Here is a 14,426-nt window from a genome sequence, read left to right on the forward strand (position 1 = left end):
GTCGGGGTTTTCATCCTCCCTCGGTGCGAATCCCGCCCGCTCGCGCCATGATGGAGCCCACGCGGCATCCGCCGCCGACGCGCACAGGGGGAACCGAATGGACCGCGAATCGTTCTGGACGGCGGACCCCGCCGAGCTGCTCCGCGTCGGCCCGGGCTTCCGCCTCGCCGACGTCGACACGAACGCGCACCCGGGCTTCGACGGCGACAAGGTCGCGGGCCAGGCCGCGCTCGCCGAGGGCGCCGCCGTGCTGAACCGCCTGCAGGAGCAGCTCTTCGCGAACAACGTCGTGAACGGCGACGAGCGGCGGGTGCTGCTCGTGCTGCAGGCGATGGACTCCGCCGGCAAGGGCGGCATCGTGAACCACGTCATGGGCGCCGTGGATCCGCAGGGCGTGCACCTCGCCGCGTTCAAGAAGCCGACGGCCGAGGAGCTGCAGCACGACTTCCTCTGGCGCATCCACAAGCAGGTGCCCGCGGCCGGCCAGATCGGGGTGTTCGACCGCTCGCACTACGAGGACGTGCTCATCGGACGGGTGCGCGAGCTCGCCCTGCCCGAGGAGATCGAGCGGCGCTACGGCGCGATCAACGACTTCGAGGAGGAGCTCGCCCGCACCGGCACCTCCATCGTGAAGGTCATGCTGCACCTCTCGAAGGACGAGCAGCGCGAGCGGCTCGCCGACCGGCTGGCGAGGCCCGACAAGCACTGGAAGTTCAATCCGGGCGACATCGACGAGCGCGCCAGGTGGGACGACTACCAGGAGGCGTACCAGCTCGTCTTCGAGCGCACGGCGACGGCGGATGCCCCGTGGTTCGTCGTGCCCGCCGACCGCAAATGGTACGCCCGGCTCGCGGTGCAGCACCTCGTCATCGACGCCCTGGAGCGCATGGACCTCGACTGGCCGAAGGCCGACTACGACGTCGCGGAGCAGCAGCGCCGGCTCGCGGCATCCTGACCGCGCAGTCGGGCGACTGGGCCGGGGTCAGCCGCCGAAGGCCTCGACGATCGGGCGGAACTTCATCTCGGTCTCGGCGAGCTCCTCGGCCGGCACCGAGTCGTGCACGATTCCGCAGCCCGCGTAGGCCGTGACGGTGCCGTCGCCGTCGACCTGCGCGCAGCGCAGCGCGATCGCCCACTCGCCGTCGCCCGCGCCGTCGACCCACCCCACCGGGCCGGCATAGCGTCCGCGGTCGAAGCCCTCGAGCTCGGCGAGGACGTCGAGGGCGACGCTCCGGGGCGTGCCGGCGACGGCGGCCGTCGGGTGCACCGCCCGCACGAGGTCGAGCGAGTTCGAGCCGTCGCCGAGGGTGCCCTTGAGGTCGGTCGCGAGGTGCCACAGGTTCGGCAGCTGCAGGGTGAACGGCTCGGGGCTCGTGTCGAGGCGGCGGGTGTGCGGCGCGAGCCGCTGCACGGCGCTCGCGACGGCGAGCGCGTGCTCGGCGAGGTTCTTCTCGCTCGCGGCGAGTTGCGCGGCGTGGTCGCGGTCGGATGCCTCGCCGGCCCCCCGCGGGGCCGTGCCCGCGAGCACGCGCGCCGAGACCGTGCCGTGGTCGACGCGGACGAGGGTCTCTGGGCTCGCCCCGATGAGCCCGTCGACGGCGAACACCCAGGTGTCGGGGTAGTCCTCGGCGAGCCGGTTGATGGTGGCGCGGAGGCCCGCGTCCTCGTCGAGCGCGCCGACGAGCTGGCGGGCGAGCACGACCTTCTCGAGCTCGCCGGCGTCGATGCGGCGCACGGCCTCGGCGACGGACGCCTCGTAGCCTTCGGGGCTCATGCTGCCGGGCGCGAACGCGACCCGCGGCACCTGGCGCTTCGGCGCGGGCGTCGGCAGCAGCGCGGCGGTCTCCTCGCCGGCGGTGGCGTCGGCGAGCGCCTGCCCCTCGGCGGAGTCCGCGAGGGCGATGCGGGTGATCCAGGAGCGGCCGTCGCGACGGCCGAGGACGAGCTCGGGGACGATGAGCACGCTCGTCGCGGCGGAGTGCGCGGCGAACGCGAAGGCGCCGAAGGCGACGAGGCCGGTGCCGGGCAGGCCGACCCGGTCGTCGAGATCGGCGGCGGCGGCGATCGAGGTCCAGGCGGCCGCGGCATCCTCGATCCGGTGCTCGCCGGAGGTCTCGATGCGGAGCACCTCGCCGAGGCCGACGACGCCCTCACCGCGCCGTAACCAGACGAGCGGGTTGCGCGGGTCGGTGCGGGGGATCAGCGGCTCGGTCTCGTCGACCGCGGTCGTGCGAACGATGAGCCGCGAGCCCGCGGAGGCGGGGGAAGCGGCGGCATGCTGGCTCACCGCCCCAGCCTACGCCCGCCCCGGCCGGGGGCGGCCGCCGGGCACCCAGGGTGCGGCCGTAGACTCGGAGGATGACCCGCGCAGACCTCGGCAAGCACCCGGAGCAGGTCTCGGCCATGTTCGACCGGGTGGCGGCCAACTACGACCGCACCAACACCCTCCTGTCGATGGGCAACGCGCCGCTGTGGCGCGTCGCCACGACCCGGGCGGTCGACCCGAAGCCGGGGGAGCGCATCCTCGACATCGCCGCGGGCACCGGCACCTCGAGCGCGAGCCTCGCCCGCAGCGGCGCCTCGGTCGTCGCTGCCGACTTCTCGCCCGGCATGATCGAGGTCGGCCGCCGCCGGCAGGCGCACGTGCAGAACCTCGTCTTCGTCGAGGCCGACGCCATGCGGCTGCCGTTCGACGACGACGAGTTCGACGCGGTCACCATCTCCTTCGGCCTGCGCAACGTGAGCGACCCGAAGCAGGCGATCCGCGAGTTCCTGCGGGTCACGAAGCCGGGCGGCCGGCTCGTCATCTGCGAGTTCTCGCACCCGCAGGCCTCGCTCGTGCGCGCCGGCTACGGCGCCTACCAGCGCTGGGTGATGCCGCCGCTCGTGAAGCTCTCCAGCTCGAACGACACGGCCTACGAGTACCTGAACGAGTCGATCAACGCCTGGCCCGTGCAGTCCGAGCTCGCGGCCTGGCTGCGCGAGGCGGGCTGGCGCGACGTCGCCTGGCGCAACCTGACGCTCGGCGTGGTGGCGCTGCACCGCGGGCGCAAGCCGCTCGCCGCGGCAGCGGGCTCGCCCGAGTAGGCGGTTGTCCCGCGTGGGCGGCTCGCCCGCCCGGCGATGTCTCCGGCCCGCCTTCGCCACGGCCGATACGCGAGCGGGCTCCGACGCACAGGTAGGCTGGACAGCGTGAAATCGAGCCTCCAGGGCGCGCGTCGCGGGTCCTCCCTCGCCGCCAACCTCGGTCTGAGCGAGCGCGTCTTCGCGTCCGCAGCCGATCGGGCGATGGCTCGGGCCATCGACGACGGGCTCGATCGGGTCGAGGCGGGGCTCGTCGACGAGGTGCGCTTCACCGCACCGGTGGCGGATGCCTCGACGCGCTACCTGCTCGAGGCCGGGGGCAAGCGGGTGCGCCCCATGCTGACGCTGCTCGCGGCACAGCTCGGCGACGGGGTGACCGACGAGGTCGTCATCGCGGCCGAGGCCATCGAGATCACGCACCTCGCGAGCCTGTACCACGACGACGTCATGGACGAGTCCGACCGCCGCCGCGGGGTGCCGAGCGCGCACGCGGTGTGGGGCAACTCGATCGCGATCCTCACCGGCGACCTGCTCTTCGCCCGGGCGAGCCAGCTCATGGCCCGGCTCGGCGAGCGCGCCATCCGCATGCAGGCCGACACCTTCGAGCGCCTCGTGCTCGGTCAGCTGCACGAGACCGTGGGGCCGCAGCCGGGCGACGATCCGGTGGCGCACTACATCCAGGTGCTCGCCGACAAGACCGGCTCGCTCATCGCGGCGGCCGCGCAGTCGGGCGTGATCTTCTCGAACGCCGACCCGGCGTTCGAGGCGCCGCTCGTCGAGTTCGGCGAGAAGATCGGCGTCGCCTTCCAGCTCATCGACGACGTCATCGACCTGTCGCCGCGCCCCGCCGAGACGGGCAAGGTGCCCGGCACCGACCTGCGCGCCGGGGTCGTGACCCTGCCGCTGCTGCGCCTGCGCGAGCTCGCCAAGCGCGATGCCGACGCGGCATCCCTGCTCGCGCGCATCGAGCGCGACGTGCTCCCCGTCCCGGCCGACGCCGTGGGCGACCCGCTCGACACCAACACGCAGGCCGCGAGGATCGTGCCGTCGAAGGAGACGGTCGACGCCATCGTGGCGGAGCTGCGTGAGCACGAGGCCACCAGGGTGACGCTCGCCGAGGCGCACCGCTGGGCGGACGAGGCGGTCGCCGCGCTCGCACCGCTGCCCGAGGGCAGCGTGAAGAAGGCGCTGACGCGATTCGCCGAGACCATCGTGGAGCGCTCGAGCTGAGCTCGGGCGAGAGGAGAACGAGCACGTGACGAGGAACAAGCTGCGCCTGGCGATCGTCGGAGCCGGCCCCGCCGGCATCTACGCCGCGGACATCATGCTCAAAGCGGAGCGCAACTTCGACGTCTCGATCGACCTGTTCGATCACCTGCCGGCGCCCTACGGGCTGGTCCGCTACGGCGTCGCGCCCGACCACCCCCGCATCAAGGGCATCATCACGGCGCTGCGCGAGGTGCTCGACCGCGGCGACATCCGCATCTTCGGCAACGTCCGCTTCGGCCGGGACCTCACCCTCGACGACCTGCAGCAGCACTACCACGCCGTCATCTTCGCGACGGGCGCGGTGCGCGACGCCCCGCTGCACATCCCCGGCGTCGACCTCGAGGGCTCCTACGGCGCGGCCGACTTCGTGAGCTGGTTCGACGGGCACCCCGACGTGCCGCGCACCTGGCCGCTCGACGCGAAGCAGGTCGCCGTGATCGGCAACGGCAACGTCGCCCTCGACAGCGCCCGCATCCTCGCGAAGCACGTCGAGGACCTGATGGTCACCGAGATCCCGGCGAACGTCGCCGAGGGCCTCGCGGCCTCGCCCGTCACCGACGTGCACGTGTTCGGCCGTCGCGGTCCGACCTCGGTGAAGTTCACCCCGCTCGAGCTCCGCGAGCTCGGCGAGCTGCGCGACGTCGACGTGATCGTCTACGACGAGGACTTCGACTACGACGACGCCGCGAAGGCGGCGGTGTCGGGCAACAAGCAGGTCTTCGTCATCGACAAGGTGCTGCAGCAGTGGCGGCAGCGCGCCCTTCGACAGGCTCAGGAACCGGACGCCCCCAAGGCGTCGCGACGGCTGCACCTGCACTTCTTCGCGAAGCCGCTGGAGTTCGTCGACGACGGCACCGGTCGGGTCGGCGCGATCCGCTACGAGCGCACGAAGTCCGACGGGGCCGGCGGCGTCGTCGGCACGGGCGAGATCCGCGAGCTGCCGGTGCAGGCCGTGTACCGCGCGGTCGGCTACTTCGGTTCGCCGCTGCCGGGCGTGCCGTTCGACGAGAAGTTCGGCGTCATCCCGAACCACGAGGGCCAGGTGATGATCCGCGACGAGGAGACCGGCGAGCCGCGCCAGCTCTACGGCGTGTACGCCACCGGCTGGATCAAGCGCGGACCGGTCGGCCTCATCGGGCACACGAAGTCCGACGCCATGGAGACGGTGAAGCACGTCATCAACGACCTCGGCAACTGGTGGCAGCCGGAGCACCCCGAGGAGGAGGCGATCGTCGAGCTGCTCGAGTCGCGCGGCATCCGGTGGACCGACCTCGACGGCTGGCACCGCCTCGACGAGCACGAGCTCGCGCTCGGCGAGGCGGAGGGGCGCGTGCGCATCAAGGTCGTGCCCCGCGACGAGATGGTCGACCTCTCCCGCGGCGAGGCGTAGGGGCAGCCGCCCCCTGTGGACAGCGGGGCGCCTCTGCGCCGCGTCCGCGACTAGCCTCGGGCGGTGCCCCTCGCCCCGCAGCTGCTCCCCGCGCTCGGTCTCGCCGCGCTGGGCGGCCTGCTCGGCTGGTGGCCGCTCGCCGCGTGGGCGACGCGGAGCCTGCATGCACCGCCGCCGCGAGGCATCCGCGCCGTCGTCGCGACGAGCGCCGCGCTCGCCGCGACCACGTTCGGCGCGCTCGGCTGGCGCTTCGCTGGACCGGAGATGGATGCCTCGGGCCTCGTCGTGCTCGGCGCGCTCCTCGTGTTCGCGGCCGCCGCAACGGTGCTCGCCACCGTCGACGTGCTCGAGCACCGGCTGCCGAACGCGGTGCTCGGTCCGGCCGCGCTCGCCGTCGCCGTGCTGCTCGGCCTCGCGGCGACGCTTGATGGTGCGGGCGCCGGGCCGGGCCGGGCGCGGTCGGCGGCGATCGGCGCCGCCGTGCTCTTCGCGCTCTTCCTCGCCGTCGCCCTCGTCTCGCCGCGGGCGATGGGCATGGGCGATGTGAAGCTCGCGGCCCTCGTCGGCGGTGTGCTCGGCTGGGGCGGGCTCGCGAGCTGGGCGGTCGGCGTCGTCGCCATGTTCCTCATCGGCGGCCTCGTCGCCGTCGTCGGCCTGAGCCTGCGGCGGGTGCCGGCCGGTGGGGCGATCCCGTTCGGTCCCGCGATGCTCGCCGGGGCGCTCCTCGCCGTCGTCGCGGTGCCCGCTACCCTGGGGCCATGACCGCCGCGTGGCGCCCCGACGTGCTCGGGCCCGGGTTCGAGCAGCTGACGCTGCCGCTCGGCTCCGACGACGAGGGCGAGCTCGTCGCCACCCTCGTGCGCTACACCCCGCCCGCGGCATCCGGCTGGTGGCCGTTCGCCCGCACCCCGCGGGGGCCGGTCGCCGGCTGCGACGTGCTCTCGGTGCACGGCTGGAGCGACTACTTCTTCAATCCCGAGCTCGCCCGCTTCTGGGCCGCGCAGGGAGCCCGCTTCTTCGCCCTCGACCTGCGCAAGTACGGCCGCAGCCTCCGCCCGGGCCAGACGCCCGGCCTCATCACCGACCTCGCCGACTACGACGTCGACCTCGACGCCGCGCTGACCGCGATGCGGGCCGGCGGCCCCGCCCGACCGCTCATCCTGATGGGGCACTCCACCGGCGGGCTGACCCTCTCGCTCTGGGCCGACCGGCACCGCGGCCGTGCACGCGCGCTGGTGCTGAACAGCCCGTGGCTCGAGTTCCAGCTGAGCCGCGTGGGCCGCGAGGCGCTCGCCCCCGTCTTCGCCCTCGGCGCCCGCGTGCACCCGCTCGCGCCGCTGCCGAACGTCGACCTCGGCTTCTACACCCGCGCCGTCGCGAAGGAGCAGGGCGGCGAGTGGGAGTACGACCACCGCTGGCGGCCCGACCGGGGCTTCGCGACGAGCCCCGTCTGGCTGAACGCCATCCTCGCCGGCCACGCGCGCGTCGCCGCGGGCATCGACGTCGGCTCGCCGGCGCTGACCCTGCTCTCGGCCAGGTCGAGCATCCTCACCCGCTGGGACGAGTCGATGCGCACGAGCGACAGCGTGCTCGTCGTCGACGAGATCGCCGAGCGCGCGCTGAAGCTCGGCCCCGAGGTGACGGTGTCGCGCATCGACGGCGCGCTGCACGACGTCACCCTCTCGCGGGAGCCCGCCCGCGCGGCCGCCTACGCCTCGATCAGCCGTTGGCTGCGCGGCTACGCGCCGCGCTGAGCCGCGCCCGTCAGACGCGGGCCCGGCCCGGGCTCAGCGGAAGTTGACGAACTGCAGGTCGACCTCGAGATCGGCCGCCTTCAGGATGCGGATGACCTCCTGCAGGTCGTCGCGGCTCTTCGAGGACACTCGGAGTTCGTCGCCCTGGATCTGCGACTTCACCGTCTTCGGGCCCTGCTCGCGGATGATCTTGCCGATCTCCTTCGCGGCCTTCTGGTCGATGCCCTGCTTCAGGGCGATCTCGATGCGGAACTCCTTGCCCGAGGCGTAGGGCTCGCCCGCGTCGAGGCTCTTCAGCGTGATGCCGCGCTTGATGAACTTCGACTGCACCACGTCGAGCACGGCCTTCACGCGCTCCTCGGAGGAGGCCTTGAGCAGGATCTTCTCGCCGCTCCACTCGACCGAGGCGCCGACGCCCTTGAAGTCGTAGCGCTGCTCGATCTCCTTGCGGGCCTGGTTGACCGCGTTGTCGGCCTCCATCTTGTCGACCTTGGAGACGATGTCGAACGTCGAATCTGCCATGCCGCCAGTCTAGCCAGGGCCGCGCCGCCCGGCTCAGCCGAGCACGTGCAGCGCGTCGCCGACCGCGACCGTGTCGCCCGACGAGGCATCCAGCGCTGGAACGAGCCGCACGCCGAACCAGGTCTTGCCCTCGCGGCGCCGGTGCCGCGCGAGCGTGCGGATCGGCTCCTTGCCGCGCACGAGCGTCGTCGGGTCGATCGTCGTCATGACGCAGCGGTCGCAGCAGCCCTCGACGCGGAACTCGACGTCGCCGATGCGCACCCGCGTCCACGCCTCCTCGGCGAAGGGCGTCTCGCCGTCGACGACGAGGTTCGGCCGGAACCGCTCCATGACGAGAGGCGCGGGCTCCGCGTCGCCGCGCTCGGCGGCGTCGCTCGCCGCGAGCTCGTTCAGCAGGCGCAGGGATGCCTCGCTCGCGAGCAGCAGCGGCGAGGCATCCGCGAGCGTCAGCGAATCGCCCGGTCGTCCGCCGTAGTCGGGCTTCACGGTGCGCGCCGTCGGGTCCGGCTGCCAGACGAGCCGGAGCGGGCGGCCGATGCGCGCGCTGATCCAGGCATCCGCCTCCGCGCCCGCCGGCAGCGCCGTGCCCTGACGCGAGTGTCCGACCGCGACGGGCTCGGCGTCGCGCGGGGCCGCGACGAGCAGGCTGCCGGCCGCATCGCGCTCCGCGCCGAGCCGAAGCGCGTCGTCGGCGAGCGGGGTCGCGGCGAGCCCGAGCAGGGCGTTCTCCTCGCGCGCCGTGACGGGGGCGCCCTCCGGGTCGACGACCGCCCAGCGGCGATCGCCGGCGAGCCCCCAGGGCAGCACGCTCGCGCTCGGCACGTCGAATCCGGCGAAGGACTTGACCGGGTGGATGCGGACGCGCGTGAGCTGCATCACAGCACCGTACCCGCCGGGCTCGTATTGTCCCCCATCCGCGTGTCATCTGGCGGCCCCCGTTCGGGTGGGGTAGAAACGACGGCGGACTCCGATCGAAGGGATCGCGAACGTGAAGTGGATCAAGCCCCTGGCCGTCGTGCTGGTCGTCGTGTTCGCGCTCTTCTACATGATCAGCCGGCCGGAGGACGCGGCGAACCTCGTGCAGGGCGCGGTCAACGGCGTCGCCACCGCTGTCGACGGCGTCGGCCGCTTCTTCACCTCGCTCGCGTCCTGAGCGGCCGGCGGATGCTGCCGTGAGCGTGTTCGGCCTCGACCCGAAGGTCGAGCGGCATCTCATCGCCGACGAGGGCGAGGTGATCGTCGACGAGGTCGGCAAGCACTGGGCCGCGAAGGTCGGCTGCGTCGCCGAGATGGTCGCCGCGGCGCCCGTGCTGCTGCTCCTCGCAGTGCTGCCGAAGCCGCTGTACTTCGTGCCGCTGCTCCTCGCGCTCGGGCTGCTCCTGCACGGGCTCTGGCGCTACGTCGGACTGCGGATGGACCGCTTCGTCATCACGAACATGCGGGTGTTCCGGGTGCACGGCATCCTGTCGCAGCGCATCGCGACCATGCCGCTCTCACGGATCCTCGACATCTCGGTGCACACGCCCTTCGTCGGGCGGATCATCGGCTACGGCCACTTCGTCTTCGAGTCCGCGGCGCAGGACCAGGGGCTCCGCGAGATCCGCTTCGTCGGGCGACCCGACGAGCGCGGGCTCACGATCCAGCGGGTCATCCAGCGCTCGGGGCTCCGCGGGCGGATGCCTCAGCCGGACTTCCCGATGCCCGAGTACGACCCGACGCGGGTCGGCCAGCTCGCCGCCTACGACGCGGCGAGCGGCGGGCAGATGGCGGCTCGGGCCGAGGCGGATGCCGCGGCGGATACTCGGGATCTGAACGCGACGCGGGACTACGGCGACGAGCTGCCCTGGTGGCGCGAAACCCGCTGAGCCGGTTTCGCGTCGGGTCGCTGCGGCGGGCGGCGAACTCGATTTCGTCAGCGGGCGCGCTCCGAGTATCCTTGTGAGGCCCCCGGTTGTGTGCAGAACGTGGTCGGGTGCACACGGCGAGTTACCCAAGCGGCCAAAGGGATCTGACTGTAAATCAGACTGCATTGCATTCGGGGGTTCGAATCCCTCACTCGCCACCACGAACGAAAGCCCCGGTAGCACCTGAGAATCCTCGGTGGCCGGGGCTTCGTCGTTGCTGCGGCGGGCTGACGGTGACCCCTCCGAATCCCCTCCGCGCCGTCTACGCTGCGGTAATCTCAGCTGCCTCGAGCGCCCTCCGGCGGTCATATAGGCAGAGGACCTTGCGAAACAGCGCCCGCAGGTATGGCGAACTTGCTTCCTCAGTGCCATACAGCTCGACCAGCACCTCGCGCAGATCGTCTGTTGTGTAGCCGGATGGGTCGAGCAAGATTAGGCACTCCAGCTTGAAGTAGGTGGCGTAACTGGAATCCATCACTTCACGCGGGGTCTTGAGGACACCTTGTACCTCCCGGTTGAAGCGTGCGACGCTCTGCGCAGACGCCGTCAAGGGCTTCTCTGCGAGTTGCTTTACGACCTCCGGTAGATCGTCGAACTCGATGCTGCCGTCGGGCGAGATTCGACCACTCTCCAACAGGTACTTATGCACGGGCAGGTTGGATGTGGGGCCGGGGCGAATCGCATCTGGGATACCCGAGAGAAGGACGTTCTGCGGGTCCAGTGCGCGCCGACGAACGCCTAGAACGTCCTGCTCGATATCGTCGCGCGTAAGGGTTCGACCGATTGTAGAGAGGTTTTGCAAGTCCTTCTCCGAGAAGGCGCCCACGCCGAAGACGACTCGATACTCGTTTCCCTCGTCGCCGTCGATCGGAATGGCACGAACGACTTCTCGCGTCTGGCTCGGGTCCGGGTGCGTGACGAGATCGAAGACGTGCTTGCGCAGTTCGCGCAGGATGGCTGCTGGGAAGGGGCGCTCCAGCCGTGACAGAGCTTCCCACAACCATTCGAAGCTGTGGGTGTCGATCCGAGTTATCGGAAGCCTGGAGCCGCCACGCTCGATGCTGGTCTGCTCTATCAGGGTGGGCGCAGATGGGTCAGCGCTCCACTCGACAAAATAGATGCGCTTACCCAACTCGCCGAGACGCTCCGGTCCGACAGCGGTGGCGATGTTGTCGAGGATCTCGTTCAGATACTCATCACCCAAGCTGTAGCCCACGAAGATGACCGGGTGCTCGGCGAAGATGGTGAGAAGTTTCGCCGCAAGGTAGTGATTTCTGTTCGAGAAACGGTCGTAGTCGCCCTTGGTCAGCACCAAGGAGAGCGGCTGCGTCGCTGCCCCATGAATCTTGTAAGTCTCCGCGATGAACTGCGCATCGCTCATCATCAGTTCGTCCTGCCCGATGTATGGCTGGAAGGACTGGAAAAGCTGGTCAGTCAGGGAGTCGTAGTTCGTCGTGATGACGCCATCGACAACGGCCGAGCCGAGCAGCGCGATCTCTGCTGCGAGCGATTGATCGTCAACGCCGGGGACGCCAGCGGCCAAAGTGTCGTGCGTGCGAATGTACTCCGAGATGGCTACCTTCAGACCACCCTCTTCATCGCGGACAATCGATGAGTACGCTGCACGCTGGTCGGCATAACGGTCGTCCTTCCACCAGATCTGATGGAACACTCGAGCGATGCTGGTGGCGGCAGTCGGGAGATCACCGTTTGCTGTCGCGAGGTGGAAGTTGAAATCCTCGCCGGCTTCGGTCGCGAACTGCCTGAGAAGACCCTCCCAGTCAGGCAGGTCGAGATAGCGCCGTGAGATGCCGCTTCCAATGAACAGATACGGAAGAGCCCCATGCGAAGCGAGCGACGCGTAGAGAGTTTCAGTGGCGCCGTCAGTTTCGACGGGCTGATCGGTGTCTGAAGGGCCAGGCGTCATGCCACCAATCTAGAGGGGCCACCCGTTGCCGATGCGTGCAAGCGGTTCTACCGGCGTGGCTGCGCCGCCGAGCGCATCGAGCCGCTCCATGTCAGCCTCGTGGCCATCGACGAACAGATGCATGTAGGTGCTGTAGGTCATATTGATGTTGGCGTGACCCATCCATCGCGCGACCTTGTGAATGTCGATGCCCTGCGCGGCGCAGGCCGAGGCGTAGAAGTGTCGAAGGTCGTACCAGCGCACCACCGGGATGCCGAGCTCTTCGAGGGCAGGCTTGAGGTGTCCCCGGTAGACGCTGCCGTGACGGAAGGGCACGTCATAGCTCAGCGGGGCGCGCTTGCCGGGAGCGCCGCCCTTCTTGCGCCCGGGCCACAACAGAGCGTCGGGATCGCTGCGGTAGGGGTGCGCCTCAACGTGCTGCGCCAGCGCTCTGAGCAGGCTCCTGGTCAGAGGCACGTCGCGCACCGCCTTTGCCGACTTGGGCGTGATGTACTCCAGCCCAACCTTCGGCGTGTGCTGTGCCTGCCGCCGGACCTCGACATGACGGCGCAGGAAGTTGATGTCCCGGATGCGCAGCGCTTCGAGTTCGCCGGGGCGGAGGCCGGTGTAGGCCGCGAACCGCACGATCAGCCCGTAGGGCGGCACATCGTCCAGCCAATCCGCCAGGCGCTCGACCTGCTGCGGTGAGAGGAAGGTCGGCTCCTCGCGGACGATCTTCGGCTTCTCGATCCCAGCGCATGGGTTCCCCGAGATGAGACGGTGCCGCGCCGCGTACTTGAACACCTTCGACAAGGCGATGAGCGCGCCGCGGACAGTCGAGGCTGCGTAGGGCAGATCTGGAGCGTCGTCATTGTGCTTCGGCTTGGGCTTCGTGCGCATCTCCGCAGCCCACTTCTCGACGTCCATCGACGTGATCGTGTTGATGCGCCGGTTCCCGAACGTCGGATAGATGTGCAGTGCGAAGCAGTCCTCGTAGCCGCGCCGGGTCTTTGGCTTGAGCTTGTGGGTCGCCGCCATCATCGCTTCTGCAACGTCACGGAACTTCTTTGCGTTCTTGACGAGCGCTTCCGTGCCGCCGCCATCGGCGAGCTCGTTCTCGACGCGGAGGGAGAACCGGTCAGCCTCGCGGCGGGCGGTGAAGGTCTTCTGCTTGAACTTGCCGTTGGCGTCGCGCCAGCGCACCTCGTAGGCGACGCCGTCCTTGCGTGCGACCTCTCGAACGTTTGCCATCAGTACTCGCCCTTCTTCGCAACTTCGAGGCGGGCAGTGGGGTGGTAGTCGCCGAGCTTCCACCACGGCTCGCGGGAGGCCTGCCAGATGTAGCGGCAGTAGACGTGGATGCGGCCGCTGCCGTACTGGAGGCGGACGATGCGGGCGGGGTGCTGCCAGCTCTCGAGCACGACGTCGCCGACCTTGAGGTCTGCCGTCTGCTTGCCAATGGTCTTCGGGGTGTAGTTGAGGGTCATCGGGGTGCCTTGAATCCGAGGGTGACGAGGATGGTTGCAATGTCGCGGGCGGTGAACCCTGCCCAGCGCATCGCGGCGATGATCTGTTCGGGCGTCATCGACTTGCTGCGATGGACGACGGGGCGGGAAGGCTCGCGGTGTCGGCGACGGGTCATGCTGCTTCCTTGGGTGCGTAGGCCTTGAGGATGCGGGCGACGGTGGAGGCGTGCCAGCGTCCGCCGTGGGCGGTGGGGACGTGTTCGGTGTTGAGCTGGTCGGCGATCTTGACGAGCGAGAGGCCGTTGGCTCGGAGCTCGAACAGCCGGAGCTGTGCGGTCTTGGAGAGGGTGCGCGGTCGGCCGAGCTTGACGCCGCTCGCTGCGAGCGCTCGGAGGGCATCGGAGGTGCGTTCGCCGATCAGCTCTCGTTCGAACTGCGCGAACTGGATGAGCACGCCCGCGATCAGCCGGCCAACGGCGCTGCGTGTGTCGAGGTCGAAGTCGAGCACGACGATCGACCACTTCTGCCGTCGAGAGGCTTCGAGTAGCGCGCCGAAGTCCACGACCGAACGGCTGAGGCGGTCGAGCTTGGCTGCGACCACACCATCGGCCTCGCGCACCTTCGGCCGAGCCGAAAGTGCCGAGAGAAGAGCCTGGAGGCCGGGGCGGTCGGTGTCCTTGCCCGAGACACCGTTGTCGATGAACCAGCCAACGACTTCCCAGCCCTTCAGCTCGGCATGCCGCTCGATCTTGGCCTGCTGGGCCTCGATCCCGAGGGACGTGTCGCGGTTCCGGTCAGCCTTGGACACACGGAGGTAGCCGTAGACGCGGCGGTTCATTTCGCCTCCTGCTTCGCCTTCGCCCCGCGCTCGGCGCGACGCTCGACCTTGGCCTGCGCTGCGGTGACGCGAGCTGCCTTGGCATCGGCCATGCGCTTCTGGTTGCCGGGCGACTTCTGGAACGCGGGACGCAGCATCGAGGAGAGCTGCACTGAGATGGGGTCGACCTTGTAGCCGGTCTCCTTCTCCAGCCATGCGATGTACTCGCGCATGACCGGAGTGATGTCCTTCTCGGCGTAGGCGGCGAGCTCGGGCTTCTTGGTGTTCGACATGGTGTCTCCTTGATGGCAGAT

At 70.0% G+C, this 14,426-nt stretch carries 17 protein-coding genes and 1 tRNA gene; 9 read left to right on the plus strand and 9 right to left on the minus strand.

Translation table 11 applies throughout. From position 1 onward, the window contains the following. The first annotated feature begins 97 nt into the window (after positions 1 to 97). Positions 98 to 955 (plus strand): polyphosphate kinase 2 family protein, encoded by an 858-nt coding sequence (locus tag IEY71_RS11765; protein ID WP_189085515.1) that lies wholly within the window; start codon positions 98 to 100, stop codon positions 953 to 955. Positions 956 to 982: 27 nt separating this feature from the next. Here the strand turns inward: IEY71_RS11765 and IEY71_RS11770 are convergent, their stop codons facing one another. Next, positions 983 to 2,287 (minus strand): isochorismate synthase, encoded by a 1,305-nt coding sequence (locus IEY71_RS11770; RefSeq protein WP_189085516.1) that lies wholly within the window; start codon positions 2,285 to 2,287, stop codon positions 983 to 985. A 71-nt stretch (positions 2,288 to 2,358) separates the two neighbouring features. On the opposite strand from IEY71_RS11770, the gene IEY71_RS11775 reads away from it, so the two are divergent. The 5 genes from IEY71_RS11775 (at position 2,359) to IEY71_RS11795 (ending at position 7,497) form a co-directional block, all read left to right on the plus strand. Continuing rightward, entirely contained in the window at positions 2,359 to 3,087 is a 729-nt protein-coding gene (locus IEY71_RS11775) for a demethylmenaquinone methyltransferase (RefSeq protein WP_189085517.1), read from the plus strand. A gap of 105 nt (positions 3,088 to 3,192) precedes the next feature. Beyond that, positions 3,193 to 4,314, plus strand: a complete 1,122-nt coding sequence (locus IEY71_RS11780) for a polyprenyl synthetase family protein (protein ID WP_229781712.1) — start codon at positions 3,193 to 3,195, stop codon at positions 4,312 to 4,314. 94 nt (positions 4,315 to 4,408) lie between these two features. Next, entirely contained in the window at positions 4,409 to 5,743 is a 1,335-nt protein-coding gene (locus IEY71_RS11785) for a ferredoxin--NADP reductase domain-containing protein (RefSeq protein WP_229781749.1), read from the plus strand. Positions 5,744 to 5,806: 63 nt separating this feature from the next. Then, the gene (locus IEY71_RS11790; protein ID WP_189085520.1) at positions 5,807 to 6,505 is read left to right on the plus strand and encodes a prepilin peptidase; all 699 of its coding nucleotides are present in this window, start codon (positions 5,807 to 5,809) and stop codon (positions 6,503 to 6,505) included. Beyond that, entirely contained in the window at positions 6,502 to 7,497 is a 996-nt protein-coding gene (locus IEY71_RS11795) for an alpha/beta hydrolase (RefSeq protein WP_189085521.1), read from the plus strand. The genes IEY71_RS11790 and IEY71_RS11795 overlap by 4 nt, the downstream gene beginning before the upstream one ends. Before the next feature lie 33 nt (positions 7,498 to 7,530). Here the strand turns inward: IEY71_RS11795 and IEY71_RS11800 are convergent, their stop codons facing one another. Both IEY71_RS11800 and IEY71_RS11805 read right to left on the minus strand, forming a co-directional pair. After that, on the minus strand, positions 7,531 to 8,019 hold the full coding sequence (locus IEY71_RS11800; protein ID WP_189085522.1) for a YajQ family cyclic di-GMP-binding protein: 489 nt from the start codon (positions 8,017 to 8,019) through the stop codon (positions 7,531 to 7,533). Between the two features lie 33 nt (positions 8,020 to 8,052). Further along, positions 8,053 to 8,895, minus strand: a complete 843-nt coding sequence (locus tag IEY71_RS11805) for an MOSC domain-containing protein (RefSeq protein ID WP_189085523.1) — start codon at positions 8,893 to 8,895, stop codon at positions 8,053 to 8,055. 112 nt (positions 8,896 to 9,007) lie between these two features. Between IEY71_RS11805 and IEY71_RS11810 the strand changes: the two genes are divergently transcribed. The 3 genes from IEY71_RS11810 to IEY71_RS11820 all read left to right on the plus strand — a co-directional run bounded on the left by IEY71_RS11810 (position 9,008) and on the right by IEY71_RS11820 (position 10,084). Continuing rightward, positions 9,008 to 9,172 (plus strand): hypothetical protein, encoded by a 165-nt coding sequence (locus IEY71_RS11810; protein WP_189085524.1) that lies wholly within the window; start codon positions 9,008 to 9,010, stop codon positions 9,170 to 9,172. 19 nt (positions 9,173 to 9,191) lie between these two features. Then, positions 9,192 to 9,884 carry a PH domain-containing protein gene (locus IEY71_RS11815; RefSeq protein WP_189085525.1) on the plus strand — a complete coding sequence of 231 codons (693 nt, stop codon included), beginning with the start codon at positions 9,192 to 9,194 and terminating at the stop codon, positions 9,882 to 9,884. A 115-nt stretch (positions 9,885 to 9,999) separates the two neighbouring features. Then, positions 10,000 to 10,084 (plus strand) — tRNA-Tyr (locus tag IEY71_RS11820). A gap of 101 nt (positions 10,085 to 10,185) precedes the next feature. On the opposite strand, the gene IEY71_RS11825 is transcribed toward IEY71_RS11820, so the two are convergent. The 6 genes from IEY71_RS11825 to IEY71_RS11850 are packed head-to-tail and all read right to left on the minus strand — an operon-like array spanning position 10,186 to position 14,405. After that, positions 10,186 to 11,850: an SIR2 family protein gene (locus IEY71_RS11825; RefSeq protein WP_189085526.1), complete on the minus strand. Its 1,665-nt coding sequence runs from the start codon at positions 11,848 to 11,850 to the stop codon at positions 10,186 to 10,188. Between the two features lie 9 nt (positions 11,851 to 11,859). Continuing rightward, positions 11,860 to 13,080, minus strand: coding sequence for a tyrosine-type recombinase/integrase (locus tag IEY71_RS11830; protein WP_189085527.1), 1,221 nt, complete (start codon positions 13,078 to 13,080; stop codon positions 11,860 to 11,862). Next, positions 13,080 to 13,316, minus strand: coding sequence for a hypothetical protein (locus tag IEY71_RS11835; protein WP_189085528.1), 237 nt, complete (start codon positions 13,314 to 13,316; stop codon positions 13,080 to 13,082). The genes IEY71_RS11830 and IEY71_RS11835 overlap by 1 nt, the downstream gene beginning before the upstream one ends. Then, complete coding sequence (locus IEY71_RS11840) at positions 13,313 to 13,471, minus strand: hypothetical protein (protein WP_189085529.1); 159 nt, start codon at positions 13,469 to 13,471, stop codon at positions 13,313 to 13,315. The genes IEY71_RS11835 and IEY71_RS11840 overlap by 4 nt, the downstream gene beginning before the upstream one ends. After that, positions 13,468 to 14,133 (minus strand): recombinase family protein, encoded by a 666-nt coding sequence (locus IEY71_RS11845; protein ID WP_189085530.1) that lies wholly within the window; start codon positions 14,131 to 14,133, stop codon positions 13,468 to 13,470. The genes IEY71_RS11840 and IEY71_RS11845 overlap by 4 nt, the downstream gene beginning before the upstream one ends. Beyond that, positions 14,130 to 14,405: a hypothetical protein gene (locus IEY71_RS11850; RefSeq protein WP_189085531.1), complete on the minus strand. Its 276-nt coding sequence runs from the start codon at positions 14,403 to 14,405 to the stop codon at positions 14,130 to 14,132. Before IEY71_RS11850 ends, IEY71_RS11845 begins: the two co-directional genes overlap by 4 nt. Positions 14,406 to 14,426: the final 21 nt, after the last annotated feature.

The sequence above is a fragment of the Agromyces mediolanus genome, assembly GCF_014648575.1.
GTDB lineage: Bacteria > Actinomycetota > Actinomycetes > Actinomycetales > Microbacteriaceae > Agromyces > Agromyces mediolanus.

What these genes read in the sequence shown, in the direction of transcription:
- IEY71_RS11805 (WP_189085523.1), bottom strand. Translation starts at nt 8,895, where the DNA reads ATGCAGCTCACGCGCGTCCGCATCCACCCGGTCAAGTCCTTCGCCGGA.
- IEY71_RS11800 (WP_189085522.1), bottom strand. Translation starts at nt 8,019, where the DNA reads ATGGCAGATTCGACGTTCGACATCGTCTCCAAGGTCGACAAGATGGAG.
- IEY71_RS11830 (WP_189085527.1), bottom strand. Translation starts at nt 13,080, where the DNA reads ATGGCAAACGTTCGAGAGGTCGCACGCAAGGACGGCGTCGCCTACGAG.
- IEY71_RS11825 (WP_189085526.1), bottom strand. Translation starts at nt 11,850, where the DNA reads ATGACGCCTGGCCCTTCAGACACCGATCAGCCCGTCGAAACTGACGGC.
- IEY71_RS11845 (WP_189085530.1), bottom strand. Translation starts at nt 14,133, where the DNA reads ATGAACCGCCGCGTCTACGGCTACCTCCGTGTGTCCAAGGCTGACCGG.
- IEY71_RS11840 (WP_189085529.1), bottom strand. Translation starts at nt 13,471, where the DNA reads ATGACCCGTCGCCGACACCGCGAGCCTTCCCGCCCCGTCGTCCATCGC.
- IEY71_RS11775 (WP_189085517.1), top strand. Translation starts at nt 2,359, where the DNA reads ATGACCCGCGCAGACCTCGGCAAGCACCCGGAGCAGGTCTCGGCCATG.
- IEY71_RS11850 (WP_189085531.1), bottom strand. Translation starts at nt 14,405, where the DNA reads ATGTCGAACACCAAGAAGCCCGAGCTCGCCGCCTACGCCGAGAAGGAC.
- IEY71_RS11765 (WP_189085515.1), top strand. Translation starts at nt 98, where the DNA reads ATGGACCGCGAATCGTTCTGGACGGCGGACCCCGCCGAGCTGCTCCGC.
- IEY71_RS11785 (WP_229781749.1), top strand. Translation starts at nt 4,409, where the DNA reads ATGCTCAAAGCGGAGCGCAACTTCGACGTCTCGATCGACCTGTTCGAT.
- IEY71_RS11835 (WP_189085528.1), bottom strand. Translation starts at nt 13,316, where the DNA reads ATGACCCTCAACTACACCCCGAAGACCATTGGCAAGCAGACGGCAGAC.
- IEY71_RS11795 (WP_189085521.1), top strand. Translation starts at nt 6,502, where the DNA reads ATGACCGCCGCGTGGCGCCCCGACGTGCTCGGGCCCGGGTTCGAGCAG.